The following is a 20,910-nucleotide window of genomic DNA, read 5'->3' as shown; positions in this document are numbered from 1 at the left end:
TATGGTTGATGTGGTTGCTCAGGCGATTATTTTAATACAACAAGCCATTGACTGGATGCTTGTTGCATTGGTAATCGGCATGGTGACGTTATTGCTATTACGCGCTATTTTGGTGCGTATGAGTTCTTTTGGCTGGTCTCAATATTATGTTCGGCGCATAACCGATCCGCTCGTGTGGCCCATTGCGCAACACATGCCTGGAAATACCGCTGCGGCACCGTTGATTCTGGTGATTGCGACATTGATCGGGGCATTTTTTTTTAAGTGGTTGACCAACGATGTGCTGCGTTCACTTATAGGATTGTTACACGGTATTTCTTCTGGCGAAATCCTGCATATCATCGGATGGTTGCTCTATGGAGCCGTTGCGGTTTTGCTGGTTTTAATTATCGCGCGTATCGTATTTTCGTGGTTGCCCTTTGTGCGCGGGGGCAGATTTATGTGGACCCTTTATAGCTTGACTGAGCCCATTATGGGACCTTTTCGACAGATCGTTCCTCCACTGGGCATGTTCGATTTGTCGCCCATTTTGTTAATTTTACTTCTGCAGGTTGTTCAAAGTGCCATTCAAAGTGTATTTGAGTTATAGCCCTTAGGGGAGGGGAAATGTGAACATCACACCACTGGATATTCGCAAGCAGATTTTTAAGAAGTCTTTTCGCGGTTATGATCAAGAGGAAGTGCAGGCATTTCTCGACATGCTGGCTACAGAAGTCGAACATCTCGGCGCCGAAAATATCGAACTAAAAGAACATCTCAATGCGTTGCAATCAGAAGTGCATCACTATCGGTCAATAGAGCAAACCCTCCAGGAGATGCTCAGAACTGCCCAACAAACGGCTGAGGAAGTCAAGGAAAATGGACAAAAAGAAGCGCGGCTGATTGTGAAAGAAGCAGAGATCCGCAGCAATCGGGCCATTGAAAAAGCGCGCACGCAGGTGCATGAGATCCGCACAGAGATTGTGGAGTTACAAAATCAACGCGATATGTTCTTGTCCAGATTTAAAGCTCTGATACAGGTTCAGACTGATTTTTTAGACCAATTGAAAGTGATAACCTTCGATGTGGTGCAAGAGGATATCCCGAAAGTAGAAGATGAAGCCACAGATCAGGACGATGAAGATGCCTGAACAGATTGTTCGACTGGGTGTTATGGGCGGATCTGGTGTTTATCACATGGAAGGTGTGGAAATCGTAGCCGAACATCGCCTTGCCACACCTTTTGGCGCGCCCTCAGATGCAGTTGTCGAAACGCGTATAAGCGACCAATCGGTATATTTTTTGCCCCGTCATGGACGCGGGCATGTGCTGTTGCCTTCTGAAGTGCCCTATCGCGCCAATGTATATGCCATGAAACAGATGGGCGTGACGCATCTGTTGGCGATAAGTGCTGTGGGAATTATGCAGGAAACCATAAAACCGGGTGATATGGTAGTGCCCGATCAAATTTTTGATCGCACCCGCGGCATCCGTGCGAGCACATTTTTTGGCGGGGGCATCGCCGGACATGTGGCTTTTGCCGATCCTTTTTGCGGCGAATTGCGCGATTTGCTGTTGGCTGCTGCAAAAAATTCCGGAGTGACCACCCACGATGGCGGAACGTATATCTGTATGGAGGGACCGCAGTTCTCCACGCGCGCAGAGTCCCATTTTTACCGCCGAGAAGTCAATGCGACCGTGATCGGGATGACGGCTTTGCCCGAAGCCAAGCTCGCGCGCGAGGCCGAAATGTGTTATGCGATGCTGGCTACTGGCACCGATTACGATTGCTGGCATGAAGCCGAAGAAGATGTGTCGGTCGAAGCTGTGGTCGCTGTGTTAAAAGCCAATGCCGAACACGCAAATCAAATTGTATGCACATTGGCTGCACAGTTGCCCAGAACATCGGATTGCGATTGTCTCAATGCCGCACAATTTGCGATTATTACATCGCCAGATGCTATTTCCAGCGCGGCAAAAGAACGTCTCAGTCTTTTATACGACAAGTACTGGACCTGACGTAGATGTGGGTTTCAAACCCACATCTACAATAACTTTTATGATCGACGATAGCTGGTACAGACGCCCCAAAGGGTTGCGAGAACGTCACGCTGCGGGCGGTGTGGTGGTGCGTTGGGATGGCCATCAGATATTGCTGGCTCTGGCCAGCGAAAGAGGGCACACCGACTATGTGTTGCCCAAAGGACACATTGAAGCGGGCGAGAAAATCGAATGTGCTGCCCGACGAGAGATCGAAGAAGAAGTTGGGGTATCAAAACTGCAACTCGTGGAAAAACTCGGTACAAAAGAACGACTTGATTTCCACAAGAAAGAGTGGAAAATAACACATTATTTTTTGTATTCGACCGAGCAGATTGATGCCGTGCCAACCGACACAACGCACCACGAAAGCATGTCCTGGGTGCCACTCGATCCACTCCCTGTGTTTTTCTGGCCGGAACAACGCGCGCTAATCGAAGAAAACGCGCGTCAAATTCGGGAAGCTGTGGATAGAAAGGATTAAAATGACAAACCGTGATCTGGAGTATTTCAGAAATCTTTTAGAGACCAAACGCACCTCTATCGTTAAAGACCTGGGCACTTTGCAGAGCCATTCCATGCAGATCACCTCGGCAGAATCGTCGGGCGACCTGACGTATTCAGATCACATGCCCGATTTGGGCAATTCGACCATGGAACGCGAAAAGGCTTTTCTATTTGCAGCACGCGACGGTGCTTATCTGGACCAAATTGAAGCCGCTTTAGCGCGCATCAAAAAACGCGAATTTGGCACGTGTCGAGCGTGTGGAACTCCCATCCCAAGAGAAAGACTGGAAGCGGTGCCGACCACGGAAGTTTGCGTTCCTTGTAAAGAAAAACAAAACAAATCGGCATGAGGTGTACTTGTGAGATTTTTATGGATTACAGGTGTGGCACTGATGCTGGATCAATTCACCAAATGGTGGGTGTTGCAAACCATGACCTTGGGAGAATCTGTACCGGTATTGGGATCGTTTTTTAAGCTGACCTACATTCACAATCCGGGTGCAGTATTCGGCATCCGATTGGGCAACCCATACCTGCACCTGTTACTGGCTTGTGTGGCACTCATAGTGGTTGGTGGGTTACTGTGGCGGATCTCTCCAGAAGACCGTCTCGCAGCCATTGGTTTGACTCTGGTACTGGGAGGTGCAATTGGCAATATCATCGACCGCGTGCGATTTGGCGTCGTAATTGATTTTCTCGATTTTGGCATTGGAACTGCGCGGTGGTGGGTTTTTAACCTCGCGGATACCTGCGTCAGTGTGGGAACCGCCCTTTTAATTTTTGCTTTTGGCATCACATCTAAACACCGTAAGACGGTGTACAACCGTGATTCATCTAAAAATTCTGCCCCAACATGAAGGCCAGCGTCTGGACCGCTATTTGACCGACCAACGCCCAGAATTTTCGCGTTCACGCCTTCAAAAATTGATTGTCGAGGGTGCTGTATGCATCAATGGAAAGACGACGCGGTCGAGCTATCGGCTGGTGGTTGGCGATAGCATCACAATAGATATACCCCCTCCAATAGATAGTACAATTAATCCAGAGGATATTCCTCTGGATATTTTTTTTGAGGATGACCATGTGCTGGTGCTCGACAAACCTGCGGGTATGATTGTACATCCAGCGGGAAGAGTGACATCGGGAACACTCGTCAATGCCCTCCTGTCACATTGCACGCATTTGTCGGGTATCAACGGGGTTTTACGACCGGGTATTGTACATCGGCTGGACAAAGACACATCGGGGCTGATGGTCGTCGCCAAAAGTGATGAAGGGCATCGCGGATTGGCTGCCCAGTTGGAAGCCCGTGCAATGGAGCGGCGTTATCTCGCGTTGATATGGGGGGGCTTTGAAGCGGATGAGGGGCGCATAGAAGCACCAATTGGAAGGCATCTAAAAAATCGAAAGCGAATGGCCGTTTCTCAGAATGGGAGATATGCAGCAACGCGCTGGAAAATAAGAGCGCGTTACGATTTTCTCTCTTTGCTATCTCTCGCGCTGGAGACCGGACGTACCCACCAGATCAGAGTGCATCTAACGCACCTCAATCGCCCTGTATTTGGTGACCCGCTATACGGCGGACGCGAGGATCGGCTGTCTGGGATTGCCCCCCTGTTTCGCAGGAGAGCAACCCACCTGCTCGCACAAACAAATCGACAGATGCTCCACGCGACTCAATTGACATTTGTGCATCCCGTAACAAAAAAAGAAATGGCGTTTAGAGCACAACCCCCCGGGGATATGCAGAAGATTCTTGCCGACGCTTATTCCTCATCATCTTCTTCTGGCATAAGCACAAATTCGGGATAGGCGTCAATTCCCAATTCCCCGACATCCTGACCCAATTGTTCGACCTGGCGCGACACGCGCGCACTCAACATCATATCAATCACGCGCCACAAAACCCACGAGGTCACAAACACGAATGCGCCAATCGCTACGATGCCGATCAATTGCACGCCTAAGTTGCCGCCGCCAACAATGCAGACCGCTATGGTGCCCCAGATGCCAGCGAACAGGTGAGCCGGTATCGCCCCAACCACATCATCCAGCTTGACCTTCTCCAGCAACTTGATTCCGGCAGTACACACAACTGCGCCAATAGCACCAATAATGACCGACCAGTAATGAGCAACAATATCAGGTCCGGCGGTAATCGAGACCAGACCGGCGATTGCGCCATTCAGCCCTGCAAACAGATCTATGCGCCCCAGGATCGGTCGAGAAACTAAAAGAGCTGCCATAACACCGGCTGCGGCCGCCAGATTGGTATTGACCAGTACATGACTCATCGCGACCGCGTCAAGCGCGCTTCCCAATGCCAGTTGCGATCCACCGTTGAAGCCAAACCAGCCTAACCACAAGATGAAGACACCCAGCGTCACCACAAGAATATTGGATGGTGGCGTGGATTTGACCGTACCATCGCTGCGGAATTTACCCAACCTCGGCCCAACGACTATCGCACCAGCAAGAGCCGCCCAGCCACCGGTGCTATGCACGATGGTCGATCCAGCAAAATCCTTGAAACCCATCGCACTTAGCCATCCCTCGCCCCATGTCCACGCACCGACGATGGGATAGATAACCGCTGTCATCACCAGAATAAAAAGGAAAAAGGACCACAACCTGACTCGTTCAGCCAGAGCTCCAGAGACAATAGAAGCGGTGGTCGCAACAAAGACCATCTGGAAAAACCAGTCCGACATAGTGGAATAGCCGTTCTTAACTACTGCCGCCGTTGCGGCCGCCTTTGCAGCATCATTTTCCGCCGCCAGCAGAGCAAGTTCATCGCCAGACGGTCCGTATAAGAATTTAAATGACCCAATCACACTCTCCACATCGACGTACATGAGATTATAGCCGATGAAATAGTAGGCAAGCCCGGCAATGGAATAGATGCCAATATTCTTCAGGCAGATCATGGAGGCATTCTTCGTGCGCACAGATCCAGACTCGAGCATGGTAAATCCCGCGCACATCCACATCACCAGAGCGCCCCAAATAAGGAATGAAAAAGTATTGAAGACGAACAGGGTTTCCTCGTCAACCGCTGCATGCGCGGCGGTTGTAGCACACGCAAGCAAACCGAGCACCGCGAGTGCTTTTCCCACCCGGTTGGTGAACCGGTGATAAATAAAGGTTTTCAAGAACGTCTGCATAGCCACTCCTCCCATAGTAATGAGACAGTGCCTCCACGCCCTTCTATCTCGCTACCTCTTCAGTCGTCACCGCGGGCGGCACCAAAGGCAATTCTACTATCATCTCGGTGAATTCACCGGGTTCGGATACAACCCGGATATTTCCCCCGTGTTCGCGCACAATATCGTTGGAAAGGGCAAGGCCAAGACCCGTGCCCTTGTCTGTCGGTTTGGTGGTAAAAAAAGGATTAAAAATTTTATCGACAACCTCGGGTGGAATCCCATTCCCGTTATCCCGTATGCTCACCTCTATCCGATCATCCATGCGCCTGGTGCTCAGCGACAGGGTCGGGAAAAAAGTCTCGCCATCATCTGCTTCAATAGCACGCCTTTTCTCGTCGGTAGCGTAACAGGCATTGCCTACCATGTTGAGGAAGACGCGCCCCAGATCCTGCGGAACAGCCTCAATTTGTCCCACATTCGGGTCGAAATCCGTCTCAATAGTCAAGTTGAAGTCCGCGTCAGTCGCCCGTGCGCTGTGATAGGCAAGGCGGGCGTGTTCATCGAGCAGATTATTAATTTCAATGGACTGTCTCTCACCAGAGCCGCGCCCCATCATGAGCATATCGTGAACAATGCGGTCAGCGCGGTTGCCGTGTTGGAGGATACGCCCCATGTTGTCGGTGAGGTCCTGGCATATCTCGTCAACCAATTCGCGCTGCTCCTCGCTCAGTGCTCCGGGACTTTCGTCCAGTACCTCCACCAATTCCTCCATTAGCTCTTCCGACGATTCTGAAAAGTTCTTCACAAAATTCAGCGGATTCTTGATCTCGTGCGCTACACCTGCAGTGAGTTCGCCGAGCGAGGCCAATTTCTCGCGCATGACGATCTGGTCCTGCGCCACACGCAAGTCGTCCAGCACTTTTTCGAGTTCTTCGTTCTTAGATTGCAACTCTTCTGCCAGTTTTTCCACCAGATTCAGGCGCTGCACCTCCAGGGCATGGCGGCGAAAGACTTCAAGGGCTGCGGCCATGTCTGCCACCTCGTCGTTCCCGCCGATATCGACCTTGCCCTCCAGGTCGCCGTCAGCCATGCCGCGCATCCGCGCGGATAGTCGCTCGAGACGGGGCAATAGCATTCGTCCCACGAATAAATAGGCGATCAGCAACGCGCCAGTAATGCTGATCACATTCAAAACCAACAAAAGACTGCGCCCGGTGCCGATGGCCAGTGTGGAAGCGTGGGTAGCTTCCTTCGCACTTATGCGGGCAGCATTTACCAGCCCCTCGGCTTCGGCGACCAGATCGAGGGCAAGAGACTGATTGCGTGCGAGCAGGTCCCGCTGATGACCGGCGAGTTCGAGTTCTCGTGTACGCAGGTCGAAGCCCCCTTCTTCCCCCAGCCCCAACTGGTACAGGCGGGCACATATCGGAGCGATCTGACTGCGCGCACGGGCCATTCCGAGTGCCGACAAACTCCATTCAATCCTATCTTTAGCAGCCTCAAATCGCTCCCGCAATGGCTCAATCAAGGGCGCATCTGAAAGATTGAAAGCACTCGACAGAAGCTGGATTGCTGTGGTGGCGTCTGCTTGTAATGCAGCCAGATGGCGATAGTGGTCGAACTCTTTTTTTGATAAGTGCTGTGCAGGCGACGCGGGTGCTTCGTCGAGATTGCGATACCCCGTCATAGCGTAGAACAACTGGTCGTCAATAAGCGGAACCAGAACGCCAACCAGTTCATTGCGCAATTCGGCGAGTTCCGCACGCAGGGCTTCACTCCGCGCTTGCAGCACAAAAAGCTCCGCCATGGAGCATTCAATTTCTTCGATATTTGAGATCAGAGTACCACCCTGGGCGCGAATGCGACTGAAGCGTTCCTCTTCTTCACCCTGCTGCGTCAGAGCCGCCAACTGCGCTTCAAAAGTGTTTCGCTCTGTGGCGATCTCGGCAATAACCTGATCAAATGTCTCCGGCGTTGCCGCAGCGATGAGACGCGGGGCTGCGGCTACAATGGCACCGCTTTGTTGAGCGACTCCAAATGCGGCTGCCATTCCAGGCACACTGCCTTCATTCACGCGACTTTGCGCGTCACCCACGCTGTTGAAGGAAAACCAGCCAACCAGACTCGCCCCCATAGTGAGGACAACAGCACCGCCAATACCCAAATAGAGTTGCGTCGAGATTCGGTAGCGGCCTTCAAGCAGGTGTTTTATTATGTCAATCATGGCTTTATTGCGTCCCGCAGAGTTTGGATCGAGCGATAACTGCCATCTGTGCCAATCACGGTGAGAAAAACAGCGTCTGAACCCTGATTGTCATTTGCGTCATAGCGAAGTTCAAAGCCGTCCAGATCAATAGCATCCGCACCGCGCAAACTGTTGAGAAACCGGGTGCGGTTAACCTCTCCCCCACAGCGTTCGAGAGCGGCGATAGCCAATCGCCCCGCCAAATAGCCTTCGTAGGAGACAAAGCCGGGAGTCGCTTCGGGGGCGTGGGCCGTTAGGGCACGGCGATAGGCAATACCAACGGGTAGAGTGTTATCTGTTGGAAAAGGTACGACCTGCGTGACAAAGACCCCAGCACCACTGCGACCGAGTTCCCCGGCCAACGCATTGCTGCCCACAAAGGAGATGGTCATGAATACGGGATCCAACCCTATGTGTCGCGCCCAGGCAATCAGCGTTGCTACCGGCTGGTAGGCCCCTATCAGGATGACTGCATCGGGGTTTGCACTATGCAGGTTGAGCAGACCCGTCTTCACCGCCGTGGTATTGCGCGGGTACACCCCTATTGCCACAGGTTCCATGCTACGCCGCTCAAGTGCCTGCCGCACGCCGCGATAACCCGCCCGACCAAAAGAGTCATCCTGGTACATAACGGCAATGCGTTTAATACCCAGGTCTGTGGTCAAGCGAGCGACCATAGCCTCGGTCTCCTGGTTATAAGACGCCCGCAGGTTAATCACGTTTTGCCACCTGGCTTCACGCAGGAAGGCAGCACCGGTAAAGGGGGCGATGTAGGGGACGTCAGCTGCTGCGGCCACAGGGGTGGCAGAGAGCGATGTAGGCGTGCCGACAGCACCAATCAGCGCGAAAACCCCTTCCTGTTCAATCAGGCGACGGGTATTGGCGATAGCAGCTTCGGGTTCGTATGCGTCATCGAGAGACAATAACATGAGCTGCCGACCATGCACACCGCCCCGCGCGTTAGCCTCCTGAAACGCTGCCTCAATTCCGATCCGCATGTTCTTGCCCAGTTCTTGAGCGGGACCGCTAAAGGCGGCGGACTGCCCAAAAAGGATGCGCTCATCAGAGATTCCAGATTCTTCTGCGCGGATTTCCACAATCAGCAAAACGAGCAGTAAAACCGCACAACTGTAGCGCGTGCTGCTCATCCATTCCTCCGCTTGATCAGAGTAAGGTGGTTCTTATTCTCCTCGCGGCGATAGTGTACATCGTCCATCATAACGCGCATCAGATGGATGCCAAGCCCCCCTATCGGCCGATCTTCTATCCCTGCGTCCAGGTCTGGTTCGGGAGCGTCACTCAGTGGATTGAAGGCATGCCCGTCGTCTATAATCTCAACTGTAAAGACATCCTCATCCGAGGTCAGCGTGACCTCAATCTCGTGGCGTGCATCGTCGTCGTACCCGTAGTTCACAGTATTGACGATCAATTCCTCGAGAACGAGATCAACCTGGTACACGAGATCGGGAGGCCAATCTCCCGCCTCGCCGAGTTCTGCCACGGCATCGTGAAGCCGCTCCAACTCGCTGAGATCCGACGCAATACATAGAGAACGTTTCACCTTCATGTCCCTATCTCTCTGCAAAAAAGTGTCATACAGGTCATATCGTCGAACTGGGGCATATCACCTGCAAATGCCTGCACAGCTTGAAAGATCGCCTGATTCATTTCGCGGACATCCTGCGAACTCGCCCCGGACAATACTGTAAGCAAACGCTCCATCTCAAACTCCTCATTCTGGGCATTCATGGCTTCGGTAATGCCATCTGTGTAGAGCACGAGGGTATCGCCGGGCGATAGAGTGACTGAGTTTTGTTCGTATTCGATGTCTGGCAAAATACCCAGAGCAATTCCGTTGGTCTGGGGGAGCACAGTCGAGCTGCCATCTGCGTGGACGATGACCGGGGGATTGTGCCCCCCATTGGCGTACGATAGCGACCCATCCGCCGGATTGTATTCGGCATAAAACACGGTGACAAACATCGCTGCGTCGTTGTCTTCCTGCAGGAGATGATTGACCTCGGTCAGCACATCGGTCGGGTTCGATTTGCCAATTGCAGCCCCTTTCATCAACGTGCGACTGGACATCATGAATAGAGCAGCCGGTACGCCCTTGTCGGAGACATCGGCAATTGCCAGGCCGATGCGGTCGTTTTCCAGATTGATAATATCAAAAAAGTCACCTCCCACCTGGCGTGCAGGCTCCATGCTTCCAAATAGCTGGTAGCCAGGTTTGTCGGGAAAGGTCTTCGGCAGAATAGACTGCTGCATATCATGGGCAACGCGAAGCTCGTTTTGCAGTGCCACCAGCTTATCCCGCGAAGCCACAGCCTCGCGCCAAAGCTTCAGGTGTTCCAGAGTGCGCTCAATTGTGACCCTCAAATCCTGAAAATCAATGGGCTTGGTAACAAAGTCAAACGCCCCTCGATTCATGGCCGTACGGATGTTTTTCATATCGCCATAAGCCGAGACAATGACAGCGCGGAGGTCGGGATCAACTTCCGACATCTGTTCGAGCAACGTGAGACCATCCATCCGCGGCATATTAATGTCCGAAAGCACCATATCGATATCCGGATCCGCGTTCAGCACCTCGAGAGCCTCAACGCCGTTGTAAGCAAAGACGAATTCGTAGTGTCCGGCGCGAACATCGCGCCGCATGCGCTGCCTCACGAGATGTTCGAGATCGGGTTCATCATCAACCACGAGTATTTTGTATTGCGCCTTTTTCATATACGCGCCTCTTATATTAATGGTGTCTTACTTATACTGATGTTAAGCACTCTTTGATCGGAACACAATCATTGCGATAGCAAAAGTCCTCGCTTCATGGGCCTGTCCCTGTTACTTACTCTGCTGCGTTGTAAGGGAGAGGACCTACGGGGAGAATACAATACATGGACAAATGCCAGGTCCGTCATTGTGTAATGACAAACTGCACGACACCGGTTACTGAATTGCAGAAGGTTGGCTGTTATTCGGGAGGTTTTGAAAGCGGATATACAGGGCATGAGAAATACCCTGGAAAGTGATCTATAGACCAGATACACAGGAAATCGGATCGGCGTATGAGTTCGAGAACGCCTGTAACCCGATTGAGGGAAGCACACAGTAAGCATGGCGGGTCCGGTCCGTGTAATAATGTTAAATAAAACACGCCAAACTCTCATCTATGGCTTGAGAGCACACGCGACAGCAGGTTATCCGCCCAGTGCAGCGCAAGCCTCTGCCTGTGAGTCGTAGATCGAAATGATCTTGTCAAATCCGCTGATTTTGAAGACCTCTCCGATGGGACCAGAAAGCGAGCAAAGCGCGAATTCCGCATTGCGATTCCGGAGTGACTTGGCAACCAGCAAAATGACCCGCAGGCCCGAGCTACTAATGTAAGAAAGCCCCCCAAAATCTACGACCACGCATGTATCGTCGTCACTGATTGCAGAGCTTAATACATTTTCGAACTCGCGGGCATTGGCACTATCAACCCGGCCATTCACGTTCGCGATTAAAATGCCATTTTCTTTTTGGGTTTTAATCTCCATGGACCTGTATCCTGATGTGTGAAAATTATCTACGGAAGCTCTTGTCGCACGTCGCGTGCAAAAAACAAATGCACTCAATTCGGTCAAGAGCCATTGCGCCCCATAGCGAGATGTATTCTTGCAGGGAATTGAGAAGTTCAGCTAAAATATTACTTGTCTATGCGAAAGTCAAATCTTTTTTTAACTCTTATTTCATAGTACACGACAAGTTGTAAAGTAACATATTATCTCGTCTTTCACCTTTTTAGTACACACAAGACGGGTTCACCTGTGATGGTCAACCCGTCTTAAAGTTATCAATATACGTTCCTCGGATACGCCTTTATCTCACCCGCCTTGTAACGCCCCCAGTATTCGTTGAGCCTGTCTTTGATCTGTGGACTCATGATAATACAGCCGACAATATTCGGAAACGCCATTGCAAAAATCATCGCGTCGGAAAAATCGACCACACTCTTTAGCGCGGTGACAGACCCGATAAATACAAAGCACAAAAAAACAATTCGATACGTCAGAGTAGATCGCAATCCAAAAAGATATTCCCACGCTCGCTCGCCGTAATATGCCCACGCGATCACCGTCGTATATGCAAAGAACATTGCCACAATTGCGATGACATAACGCGACCCGGGCGCAAACGAATCAAATGCCACAGATGTCATCTGGATTCCCACGAGATACCCACTTTGCCCTTGAAATTCGGGCAACTGATACGCACCCGTAATCATACAAACCAATGCCGTCATTAAACATATAATAACGGTGTCAATAAATGGTCCAATCATCGCCACTATCCCCTGACGCACGGGTTCATCGGTTTTGGCTGCCGCGTGGGCAAATGCCGCAGAACCCAACCCCGCTTCGTTGGAAAAAGCCGCCCTGCGTACCCCTTGAACCAGGGATCCCATGAAGCCACCATATATGGCTTCAGGTATAAACGCCTGGGAAATGATATTCACAATCAGATTGGGCAATTCGGTAATACGCGCGAGAATAATGAGAAAGGATGTGAGCACGTACAACCCACACATGAAGGGTACAATGCTCGCTGTGACAGTGCCAATGCGCTTGATACCTCCACTAATGACAATGCCCACTACCCCCGCCATTAAAATCCCGACAACCCAGTTATAGGTCTTAAATCCCTCGAATACAGTACCGAGCATTTCAACTGTCTGATTCACCTGAAACATATTGCCAATACCCAGAGAACCGCCAACTGTCAACACGGCAAAAAACACAGCCATCACGCGCCCCAAAATCCCAAGGCCTTTTTCTTTTAAGCCCTGTTCCAGATAGTACATTGGCCCACCCGACACGCGCCCATCGGGATGGATTCTTCTGTACATCACCGCCAGAGTACAGGATACAAACTTGGACGCCATACCAAAAAAAGCCGTGACAATCATCCAGAAAACAGCACCGGGACCACCGGCACTCACAGCAATCGCTACACCCGCGATATTCCCCTGCCCCACAGTGGCAGACAACGCACTGGTCAGGGCTTTAAAATGCGAAATCTCACCGGGATGATCCGGATTATCATACCCTCCGCGAATCACATCAATCGAATGTTTCATTCCGCGCAGAGAGATCCAGCGACAATAAAAAGAGTAATAAAGGCCACCACCTACGAGCACAATAATAACGAGCGGAATACCCAGGCCAAAATCAAAAAATATAATCGAAGATAGAAAATTAGTTATCGCACCTAAGCCTGCATTCAATACGTCAATAACCATCTGTATCGCGCCAGACGACTCGCCAGCCAAAGCTTCCTGTGCAAATGCATCACGGGACAGAAACAGTCCCATCAGAAAAGCGAAACGAGAACACCTGAAAAACATTGGAAAATTCCTCAGTTTCTGATTTATACTCTCCAACGAAACACAGAGTGAGACTAATGGGAAACATAATACAAACAAATTGGAGGGATGTATAGCACTTTTACACCCTCTGTGACTTTATCCTTTTCAATCGCTTGACAACACTGTAGCCTCACAATACTTTTCATCCTATGCCACTATTTGATCCCAATCCCCTCGTCCTCGAAGCTCAGGCGCGCGTGTGTACAGGCCCCACGCAATCTCGTCCGCTGGGCAACAAATCCAGCGATCCACAGCCGCAGCCCGTACTGGATGCCATCATCAATACCCTGCAAAACAAAGCGCATCATCCGGTCTCCGATATCCAGATGGGATCCTTCTTTGCCGCCATGCGTCTGCGGCGCAGTTACCCGCCCAAAACAACCTGGAGCCAGGCAGAAATCAACGCCTTTGAACAATATACCCCCCATCTACAAACCCACCTCTCACCGGATCTGCAATATATCTTCGGCCTTAAAGATCACTGTCCCGCAGAATCACCCGACGAGCAAACCATCATTGCCTCTCTAAAAACCATTCTCGCCGGTGGTCATCTCACCTACGACCAAACGCGCCTTATGTGCGAAGCCATTCTCACCGAAAGCATTCGCGCCAGCTTCAAAGGTGCCGCACTGATAGGCCAGCGCATGAACCTCGAATCCTACGACGAGGTGCGCGGATACCTCCACTCGACCTTTGCGCCCGAACGCGCCCACGCAGTAAAGGTGAATAACCTCACCCACTTTGGTCAACCCTACAATGGCTCAACCCGCTACTTCAAACCCACCCTTTTTGTCGCAGCACTGCGCGCAGCTCTCGGTCGCCCCACCGTGCTTCACGGTGTAGATGCCATGCCGCCCAAATGGGGTGTAACCGACGAACAGATCCTCAACGCCCTCAATGCCCGCACCAATCTGTCGCTTTCAGAAGCAGCAGAACGACTCGAAAATCCCGAGATTGGCTTTGCCTACATCAGCCAGCGCGAATATGCGCCAGCGGCCTATGCAGCCCGCGACCTTCGCGCCCACATTGGCAAACGCCCCCCGTGGTCTGCCACAGAAAAAGCGCAGCAAATCTTCACCTGTTCTGGAAGCAATCACATTGTCATCGGTTATTACCATTCGGGATACGAAATCCCCCTTCTGAAAATCGCACGCGAGACCGGATTTACATCTGCAGTCGCAATCAAGGGAGAAGAGGGCACCAGCCACTTTTCCCTTCGCCTGGGAAAACCCACCGATAAAACGCGCAACGCCATCAATTTTTCACAGGGCTTTCGCGCCCATCAAACTTATGCTTGCGACATCAATCCCGCCACTTACGGCTTTCACTACACACAAAACCCACGTCCCAACACCGTCGATGCGCAGACCTTTGCCGAACTCGGTCTTGCAGCCCTCTCTGGGGAAAAAGGTCCAGTTTACGACCGCATTGTACTCAATGCAGCCCTCACAGATTATCTGCTCGGTTTCAATGCCGATCCCCAAGATGCAATTCAACAGACGCGAGAAGCAATAGACAATGGCCGCGCCCTCAAACACCTTCGAGCATATCTATCCCATACGTAACAATCACAGGAGAATGCAATGTCCCATCCAAACATCCTCTACATCCACTCTCACGACACGGGTCGCTACATTCAGCCCTTTGGACATGCCATGCCCACCCCGAATTTTCAGCGCCTCGCCGAACAGGGCGTTCTCTTTCGCCAAGCATTTTGCGCCAACCCAACCTGCTCGCCGAGCCGAGCCGCACTCCTGACTGGACAATGGCCTCACAGTTGTGGCATGCTGGGACTTGCCCACCGCGGTTTTCGGCTCAACGATTACAGCCATCACCTCGTTCACACGCTCAAAAAAGCGGGTTACACAACCGCTCTATCGGGTTTTCAGCACGTCGGTCGTCCCCCAGCAGCCGATCCCTCGGAAATCGGTTATGACGAAATATTCGACACAGCGAAAAATCAACGGGCGACCTCTGATGCGACCATTGCATTTCTCAATCGATCCCATGACAAACCCTTCTTCCTCGACGTTGGATATACCGTCACACACCGCAGCTTCCCCGAACCGGGTCCCGGAGACGACCCGCGCTATTGCATACCCCCTGCGCCCTTTCCCGACACCCCCGAAACTCGATACGACACCGCCGCATACAAAACCTGCGTTCGCATCCTCGATACCGAAGTCGGGCGCGTCCTCAGCGCCATAGATAGTGCCAAGCTCTCAGACAACACCATCGTCATCAGCACCACAGATCACGGCATCGCATTTCCCATGATGAAATGCAACCTCACCGATCACGGCATCGGCGTCATGCTCATCATGCGCGGACCGGGTTTTTCAGGCGGCAAAGTCATCGATGGAATGGTCTCACAAACTGACCTCTTCCCCACCTTGTGCGATGTAATCGGCATAGACCATCCAGACTGGCTGCAAGGCAAATCCATACTGCCACTCATCCGCGAAGAAACAGATGAAATCCACGATGAAATTTTTGCAGAAATCAACTACCACAGCTATTACGACCCGCAACGCGCCATACGCACAAAAAAATGGAAATACATCCGCCACTGGTATCCCACACTGCGTCCCGGTGACATCAACTGCGACGGCAGTCCCAGCAAATCCTACTTTCTCGCCCAGGGCTGGCGGCAAAAAAACCAACCCTCTGAACAGCTCTACGACCTCATTTTTGACCCCCATGAGACCAATAATCTCGCCTCTGATCCCAAATATCAGGACGCGTTAAAAGACCTGCGCCATCGCCTCCAAACCTGGATGGAAACAACCGACGATCCACTGCTCGCAGGCTCAGTTTCTGCGCCCGAAGGCGCGCGTATCAACGACCCTGCAGAATTAGTTTGAATTGGGAGCTATCTTTGAGTATAGCGCACAAAAATGAAACCATTCAATACGAGCCTGACGAGCGGTGTCCTCCCTCAGTGTCGATTGGTGTCGCCTTTCAGGGTGTCATGCTTACTCTGGCCAACACGGTGTTGTTTGTAACCATTATCTTCCGTGCGGCCGGCCAGAGTGATCACTACCTATCGTGGGCCATCTTTTCCTCGCTTATAATCGGTGGCGTTATTACTGCGCTACAGGCTAGTCGGGTCGGACGGCTGGGATCTGGGCAGGTGCTCATGACAGGTGCCGGACCTCACTTCATAGCGATCTCTATCCTGGCGCTAAAGGAGGGCGACCTGTCCATGCTGGCGAGTCTCATCGTCGTGTCGTCACTAATGCAGTTCGCGCTGGCCGCCTGGCTCCCGCTGCTGCGGCGCATCATCACGCCGGTCGTCTCAGGCACAGCGCTCATGCTGATAGCAGTCACAGTCATGACAATCGCATTCGACGGGCTGAAAGAAGTACCCGAAGGGGTGCCTCTGGCCGCGGGTATAGTCAGTGCTGCAGTGACATTGATCGTCGCCGTAGCACTGGCACTGCGCGCTTCAGGGATTTGGCGGCTGTGGTCGCCACTTATCGGAATCGCAACGGGTTGCGCGGTCGCCGCATACTTCGGACTGTACGATGCTCGGCGAATAATCGAAGCACCCTGGTTTGACCTGCCGGATATCGCAGTATGGGCGGGGCTCGACCTGAGACCGGGTGCGGAGTTCTGGGCACTTCTGCCGGTGTTCGTGATTGTGAGTCTCGTAGTCGCCATCAAGACCAGTGGCGATAGTGTTGTCATACAACAGATTTCGCGACGCAGGCCACAGGCGACCGATTTCCGCCTGGTCCAGGGCACACTCAACACCAACGGACTGGGCGCGCTGCTATCCGGAATTGCGGGAACGCTACCCACTATAATCTATTCGCCTTCCTGCGTGTCGCTCATCACCCTCACTGGAGTCGCAGCACGCAGCGTTGGATATATTATTGGGGGCATCTTATTCGGACTGGCGTTCTTGCCCAAGGCGGCGACTATCCTGCTCACAATTCCCAGTCACGTCATGGGAGCTTTCCTGTTGATGATAATGGGGCTGCTCTTCGTGGAAGGTATGAGGACAGTCTTTCAGGACGGTCTCGATCATCGAAAGGCTCTGTCGGTGGGCCTGGCACTCTCAATAGGAGTGGGCCTGGAGAATCAGAACATCTTCCTGGACCTGCTGGGCCAGACGTGGGGCGCGTCACTCGGCAACGGCATGACGGCCGGCGTTCTGGCTGCGATTCTGATGACCTCATTCACAGAGCTGACCAACCCGAGGCGCAGACGCCTGGAGACCGCGTTGGACATCTCCGCTCTGCCCAGGATTGACGCATTACTCCGCGACCTCGCTTCCAGGATCGGCTGGAATGATGCTTCGACGGAGCGGCTGCGTGCCGCCGGTGAGGAGGCACTGTCGAGTCTGTTACAGCTGGGGGGTAACTACGCGACTGATAATGCGCCGAAGTTGATCCTCTTCGCGCGTCCCAACAACGGGACAATAGAGATAGAGTTCCTGGCGGTCTTCGAGGAGGAGAACATCGAAGACCAACTGGCGTACCTGAGCGAACAGGTCGAAGTTCCGGAGGAAAGCGAGATATCGTTCCGCCTGTTGCGGCATTACGCGTCTTCTGTGCGCCACCGAAAATATCACGGCATAGACATTATTACAGTACAAGTCGATGGCTCGCGATAGTATTGACAGAACACACAAAATCAAATCTATCATCGTCGAATAACTTCTGCGTTACCACAGCTTCGTATTGTTGCTCGGCCAATTCCACAGAGGCTGCCGATGTCCTCAACCTTCACTCACAATCGCATTCGCACCCCGTCGCGTTTGCATTTCACGCTCGTTGACATGAACGGTCACCTGGGTCGCATCGACGGCGGTCTCGGCGTTGCGCTGGAACAACCGGGAATCGTGTTCGACTTCCGCTCCCACGGACACGCCAACGTGCGTAGCGGCGACGCCAGGCTACGAAAGTTCGTGATGAGAGAACTCATAGCCAGCAGCGAGTTGCTGGATGTTGATCCAGCCTTGCAGGTCGTTATCCGCGAGACGATCCCTCCCCATCATGGGCTTGGTTCGGGTACCCAGTGGAGGCTGTCCTTGCTAGCGGCACTGAATCACTGCTTCGAACTGAACCTGTCACAGTCCAAACTGACAGAAATATCGACGCGAGGGGGTACGTCGGGCATCGGCATTGGTGCATTCCAATGGGGCGGTCTGCTACTGGACGGCGGCCACTCCGTTGACCGGGATAAGGACTTCTTTGCGCCCAGCCGCTTTGCCCGCGATGTGCGTCAACCGCCTCTCTTACTTCGCTACGAATTTCCAGTTCACTGGGGCGTGGTCCTGTTCAGACCTCGGGATTTGGGCGGGCTATCGGGCCAGCGAGAACTTGAATTCATGGTCGCTAACACACCGATACCACTGAATGAGGTTCAAGCGGTGTCGCATGTGATCCTGATGCAACTCCTGCCCGCGATCCTGGAGTTCGACCTGCCGGCGTTTGGATCATCAGTGAGTGCCCTGCAGGAGACTGGCTGGAAGCGGCGACATTGGGAGCGACCAGAACTCGCCCCGCTTCAGGCGATTCGACGCGGGTTTAACGAGGTGGCCGGCATTGTTGGGTGTGGCCTTTCGTCAACTGGATCCACAATCTTCGGATTCTTCGACGCCGATGAGATCTCAGATGATGTAGTCAAGGCGCAGTTGCTAACGGCCTTACGGAAGCACGCTGCCATCTCGGGGCAAGTCTGGAGCACACGCGCCAATAACACCGGGATGCGGTTGCAAACCAGAGACGGGCCCATTGAGGATACGAGCGACACCAAATATCCATAAAAAAGGGTGTTGACAAAAACTTTAAATTCTTGCTTATAGTAAAATCGGCATTACCATTTAGTGGTACTCACATAACATACGAAAGGAGAAGTCAACATGGCTGGATATGTAATTTTGAATAACGGAATAACGGACCAAGCAGTCTTCGCTGAGTTTCAAGAAGGGATTGCAGCGACTGTTGAGGCTCACGGCGGCAAATACCTGGTGCGAGGCGGTACCACTGAGGCCGTAGAGGGCGATTGGGTACCCGACCGCATGGTAGTGGTAGAATTCGGCAGTGTTGAACAGGCGAGAACGTGGCTAAATTCCCCGGAATACGCCAGACTCAAAGAGATCCGCATGAGGTCCGCCACCGCCTCCGTGATAATCGCCGAAGGCGTGTAACTTCTGCCTCACTACAGCGGTACCTCAAAAAAGCCGCCTTGCTGGAACTTCAACAAGGCGGCTTTTCACTTCACACTTTTCACTTCACACTTCTCACGGCATCATCTGCACGGCGAGGGCGAGCGATAGCTCGATATCCGTGATCGCCTGCGACATAGCCTGACCGATCAAATCCAGCTTTCGCACCTGATCAATTCGATCTGAAACACGCGCCAGTTCGCGTGCGGACAGAATCTCCTTGAAAATATCGCACGCATGTGCAAGGCCAATAATCACGACATCGCGCGGACCTGGAATCTGATCGCTAAACAGCACCTCCATAATCCTCAGCTTGACCTCGCGCTCAGCCGTATTGTCAATAATGGGATAGCGTCGCGCCTGGAATACCCACATGAACCGGTCTTCCTCGCGCTTGAGAATACCCTGTTCTACGAGCCGGTTGAGAGCCACTTCTCGAATCGTATCTGCGCGAAGCGCGGTGCGTTCCACCCAAAAGCGCGCATCCCTGGTATCGTCCGCCTGGGCAATATCCGCCAGCGTCGGATCAAGCAAGCTATCCTGAAGCGGAGTCGAATCGACGAGGATCAGATTTTTGAGATCCGTATCAATCCGATTCTCCAGCGCCAAATCCATCAACACGCCACCGGCCAGCGCGTACCGCATCAGCCGGTCTGGCACGCGCGCAAACCTCCCATTCTCGTCATCAAGTGTCAGAAGCAAGAGTTCTTCGGCAAATCTAAGCATTACGAGTTCCCTCCAGCCCATCTCACGCCCTGCGTCACCAGTTGCTGCATCCCTGCCCGCTCAAATGTACCTGGCCCGTGTCCCAGAGTCGTGTAAAATACCCGTCCTTCGCCATAATCTTTCACCCAGGCCATGGGATGCTGCTTATCGCTCCAATCCGCAGTTGCCAAAATGTGAACGGCGGGATCCCATGCCGACATATAAATCTCGTCTTCCACTTCAAAATCATCGACCCCCTGTGTAATGGGGTGCGCGTTATCCGCAATATTCACGGTAAACGTCAATCCCGGCGGATGCCAGTTTGCGTGCCCGCCGATCAAATCCACCGCTCTCCCGCCAATCCACCAGGCCGTACCGTGGATACCCACCAGACCCTTGCCACCTGCCACAAAACCAAATAGCCCCTCTTCCTGCCCAGACGTCAAATCCGGCAAGCGATTCACCGTCCCATCTGCATCCCGCTCTGTACGCGTGAATCCCGTACCGTGTACCAGCACATCAAAATCGTCCAAAGCGTCTGAAGTCAGCACATCCTTATTGTCTTCAAGTGCGACAGACAAATCTTCCTGAGTGCCCAAAAACCCATTGATAACCTCGGCACTTGCATCAAACCGATGATTTGGGCCCGACAAAATCAGTACTTTCATTTTTTTCTCCTTTGTAGTGGTAATTTCCAAACTTG

At 52.5% G+C, this 20,910-nt stretch carries 21 protein-coding genes; 12 read left to right on the top strand and 9 right to left on the bottom strand.

The window, feature by feature from the left end; all coding sequences use genetic code 11:
* Window position 1: 1 nt before the first annotated feature.
* From F4Y39_13350 to F4Y39_13320, 7 genes are read left to right on the top strand one after another with little or no spacing between them, the layout of a single operon-like run.
* The gene (locus F4Y39_13350; GenBank protein ID MYC14710.1) at window positions 2–589 is read left to right on the top strand and encodes a YggT family protein; all 588 of its coding nucleotides are present in this window, start codon (window positions 2–4) and stop codon (window positions 587–589) included.
* 19 nt (window positions 590–608) lie between these two features.
* Window positions 609–1,130, top strand: a complete 522-nt coding sequence (locus tag F4Y39_13345) for a DivIVA domain-containing protein (GenBank protein MYC14709.1) — start codon at window positions 609–611, stop codon at window positions 1,128–1,130.
* The gene (mtnP, locus tag F4Y39_13340; GenBank protein MYC14708.1) at window positions 1,123–1,998 is read left to right on the top strand and encodes an S-methyl-5'-thioadenosine phosphorylase; all 876 of its coding nucleotides are present in this window, start codon (window positions 1,123–1,125) and stop codon (window positions 1,996–1,998) included. Before F4Y39_13345 ends, mtnP begins: the two co-directional genes overlap by 8 nt.
* A gap of 40 nt (window positions 1,999–2,038) precedes the next feature.
* Complete coding sequence (locus F4Y39_13335; GenBank protein ID MYC14707.1) at window positions 2,039–2,503, top strand: NUDIX domain-containing protein; 465 nt, start codon at window positions 2,039–2,041, stop codon at window positions 2,501–2,503.
* Between the two features lies 1 nt (window position 2,504).
* A complete protein-coding gene (locus F4Y39_13330) occupies window positions 2,505–2,876 on the top strand; it encodes a TraR/DksA family transcriptional regulator (GenBank protein MYC14706.1) in 372 nt (123 codons plus the stop codon).
* 42 nt (window positions 2,877–2,918) lie between these two features.
* Window positions 2,919–3,383 carry a signal peptidase II gene (gene lspA, locus F4Y39_13325; protein MYC14705.1) on the top strand — a complete coding sequence of 155 codons (465 nt, stop codon included), beginning with the start codon at window positions 2,919–2,921 and terminating at the stop codon, window positions 3,381–3,383.
* A complete protein-coding gene (locus F4Y39_13320; protein MYC14704.1) occupies window positions 3,352–4,338 on the top strand; it encodes an RluA family pseudouridine synthase in 987 nt (328 codons plus the stop codon). The genes lspA and F4Y39_13320 overlap by 32 nt, the downstream gene beginning before the upstream one ends.
* Here F4Y39_13320 and F4Y39_13315 read toward each other — a convergent pair.
* The 7 genes from F4Y39_13315 to F4Y39_13285 all read right to left on the bottom strand — a co-directional run bounded on the left by F4Y39_13315 (window position 4,293) and on the right by F4Y39_13285 (window position 13,303).
* Window positions 4,293–5,690, bottom strand: coding sequence for an ammonium transporter (locus tag F4Y39_13315; GenBank protein ID MYC14703.1), 1,398 nt, complete (start codon window positions 5,688–5,690; stop codon window positions 4,293–4,295). The genes F4Y39_13320 and F4Y39_13315 overlap by 46 nt on opposite strands.
* A 43-nt stretch (window positions 5,691–5,733) precedes the next feature.
* Window positions 5,734–7,896 (bottom strand): HAMP domain-containing protein, encoded by a 2,163-nt coding sequence (locus tag F4Y39_13310; protein MYC14702.1) that lies wholly within the window; start codon window positions 7,894–7,896, stop codon window positions 5,734–5,736.
* On the bottom strand, window positions 7,893–9,065 hold the full coding sequence (locus F4Y39_13305) for an ABC transporter substrate-binding protein (protein MYC14701.1): 1,173 nt from the start codon (window positions 9,063–9,065) through the stop codon (window positions 7,893–7,895). Before F4Y39_13305 ends, F4Y39_13310 begins: the two co-directional genes overlap by 4 nt.
* Window positions 9,062–9,484: an ATP-binding protein gene (locus F4Y39_13300; protein ID MYC14700.1), complete on the bottom strand. Its 423-nt coding sequence runs from the start codon at window positions 9,482–9,484 to the stop codon at window positions 9,062–9,064. The genes F4Y39_13305 and F4Y39_13300 overlap by 4 nt, the downstream gene beginning before the upstream one ends.
* Entirely contained in the window at window positions 9,481–10,650 is a 1,170-nt protein-coding gene (locus F4Y39_13295; GenBank protein MYC14699.1) for a SpoIIE family protein phosphatase, read from the bottom strand. Before F4Y39_13295 ends, F4Y39_13300 begins: the two co-directional genes overlap by 4 nt.
* A gap of 467 nt (window positions 10,651–11,117) precedes the next feature.
* A complete protein-coding gene (locus tag F4Y39_13290; GenBank protein ID MYC14698.1) occupies window positions 11,118–11,456 on the bottom strand; it encodes an STAS domain-containing protein in 339 nt (112 codons plus the stop codon).
* Window positions 11,457–11,752: 296 nt separating this feature from the next.
* Complete coding sequence (locus F4Y39_13285; protein ID MYC14697.1) at window positions 11,753–13,303, bottom strand: alanine:cation symporter family protein; 1,551 nt, start codon at window positions 13,301–13,303, stop codon at window positions 11,753–11,755.
* A gap of 170 nt (window positions 13,304–13,473) precedes the next feature.
* Here F4Y39_13285 and F4Y39_13280 point away from each other — a divergent pair, with 170 nt between their 5' ends.
* The 5 genes from F4Y39_13280 (at window position 13,474) to F4Y39_13260 (ending at window position 19,484) form a co-directional block, all read left to right on the top strand.
* Complete coding sequence (locus F4Y39_13280; GenBank protein ID MYC14696.1) at window positions 13,474–14,889, top strand: hypothetical protein; 1,416 nt, start codon at window positions 13,474–13,476, stop codon at window positions 14,887–14,889.
* Between the two features lie 18 nt (window positions 14,890–14,907).
* Entirely contained in the window at window positions 14,908–16,188 is a 1,281-nt protein-coding gene (locus F4Y39_13275) for a sulfatase (protein ID MYC14695.1), read from the top strand.
* A 14-nt stretch (window positions 16,189–16,202) separates the two neighbouring features.
* The gene (locus tag F4Y39_13270; GenBank protein ID MYC14694.1) at window positions 16,203–17,945 is read left to right on the top strand and encodes a hypothetical protein; all 1,743 of its coding nucleotides are present in this window, start codon (window positions 16,203–16,205) and stop codon (window positions 17,943–17,945) included.
* Between the two features lie 99 nt (window positions 17,946–18,044).
* Window positions 18,045–19,100 carry a hypothetical protein gene (locus F4Y39_13265; GenBank protein MYC14693.1) on the top strand — a complete coding sequence of 352 codons (1,056 nt, stop codon included), beginning with the start codon at window positions 18,045–18,047 and terminating at the stop codon, window positions 19,098–19,100.
* 96 nt (window positions 19,101–19,196) lie between these two features.
* Window positions 19,197–19,484 (top strand): DUF1330 domain-containing protein, encoded by a 288-nt coding sequence (locus F4Y39_13260; GenBank protein ID MYC14692.1) that lies wholly within the window; start codon window positions 19,197–19,199, stop codon window positions 19,482–19,484.
* Window positions 19,485–19,577: 93 nt separating this feature from the next.
* On the opposite strand, the gene F4Y39_13255 is transcribed toward F4Y39_13260, so the two are convergent.
* Window positions 19,578–20,249 (bottom strand): GPP34 family phosphoprotein, encoded by a 672-nt coding sequence (locus F4Y39_13255; GenBank protein ID MYC14691.1) that lies wholly within the window; start codon window positions 20,247–20,249, stop codon window positions 19,578–19,580.
* On the bottom strand, window positions 20,228–20,875 hold the full coding sequence (locus F4Y39_13250; GenBank protein MYC14690.1) for a ThuA domain-containing protein: 648 nt from the start codon (window positions 20,873–20,875) through the stop codon (window positions 20,228–20,230). The genes F4Y39_13255 and F4Y39_13250 overlap by 22 nt, the downstream gene beginning before the upstream one ends.
* Window positions 20,876–20,910 lie beyond the last annotated feature (35 nt).

The sequence above is a fragment of the Gemmatimonadota bacterium genome, from assembly GCA_009838845.1.
Classification (GTDB): domain Bacteria; phylum Latescibacterota; class UBA2968; order UBA2968; family UBA2968; genus VXRD01.
Note: the sequence above shows the minus strand (reverse complement) of the source record. Positions and strands in the feature narration are given on the sequence as shown.

Coding starts and splice junctions, on each gene's coding strand:
- F4Y39_13350 (MYC14710.1), top strand. CDS start 2: ATGGTTGATGTGGTTGCTCAGGCGATTATTTTAATACAACAAGCCATT.
- mtnP (MYC14708.1), top strand. CDS start 1,123: ATGCCTGAACAGATTGTTCGACTGGGTGTTATGGGCGGATCTGGTGTT.
- F4Y39_13335 (MYC14707.1), top strand. CDS start 2,039: ATGATCGACGATAGCTGGTACAGACGCCCCAAAGGGTTGCGAGAACGT.
- F4Y39_13330 (MYC14706.1), top strand. CDS start 2,505: ATGACAAACCGTGATCTGGAGTATTTCAGAAATCTTTTAGAGACCAAA.
- lspA (MYC14705.1), top strand. CDS start 2,919: ATGCTGGATCAATTCACCAAATGGTGGGTGTTGCAAACCATGACCTTG.
- F4Y39_13315 (MYC14703.1), bottom strand. CDS start 5,690: ATGCAGACGTTCTTGAAAACCTTTATTTATCACCGGTTCACCAACCGG.
- F4Y39_13310 (MYC14702.1), bottom strand. CDS start 7,896: ATGATTGACATAATAAAACACCTGCTTGAAGGCCGCTACCGAATCTCG.
- F4Y39_13305 (MYC14701.1), bottom strand. CDS start 9,065: ATGAGCAGCACGCGCTACAGTTGTGCGGTTTTACTGCTCGTTTTGCTG.
- F4Y39_13300 (MYC14700.1), bottom strand. CDS start 9,484: ATGAAGGTGAAACGTTCTCTATGTATTGCGTCGGATCTCAGCGAGTTG.
- F4Y39_13295 (MYC14699.1), bottom strand. CDS start 10,650: ATGAAAAAGGCGCAATACAAAATACTCGTGGTTGATGATGAACCCGAT.
- F4Y39_13290 (MYC14698.1), bottom strand. CDS start 11,456: ATGGAGATTAAAACCCAAAAAGAAAATGGCATTTTAATCGCGAACGTG.
- F4Y39_13285 (MYC14697.1), bottom strand. CDS start 13,303: ATGTTTTTCAGGTGTTCTCGTTTCGCTTTTCTGATGGGACTGTTTCTG.
- F4Y39_13280 (MYC14696.1), top strand. CDS start 13,474: ATGCCACTATTTGATCCCAATCCCCTCGTCCTCGAAGCTCAGGCGCGC.
- F4Y39_13275 (MYC14695.1), top strand. CDS start 14,908: ATGTCCCATCCAAACATCCTCTACATCCACTCTCACGACACGGGTCGC.
- F4Y39_13265 (MYC14693.1), top strand. CDS start 18,045: ATGTCCTCAACCTTCACTCACAATCGCATTCGCACCCCGTCGCGTTTG.
- F4Y39_13260 (MYC14692.1), top strand. CDS start 19,197: ATGGCTGGATATGTAATTTTGAATAACGGAATAACGGACCAAGCAGTC.
- F4Y39_13255 (MYC14691.1), bottom strand. CDS start 20,249: ATGGGCTGGAGGGAACTCGTAATGCTTAGATTTGCCGAAGAACTCTTG.
- F4Y39_13250 (MYC14690.1), bottom strand. CDS start 20,875: ATGAAAGTACTGATTTTGTCGGGCCCAAATCATCGGTTTGATGCAAGT.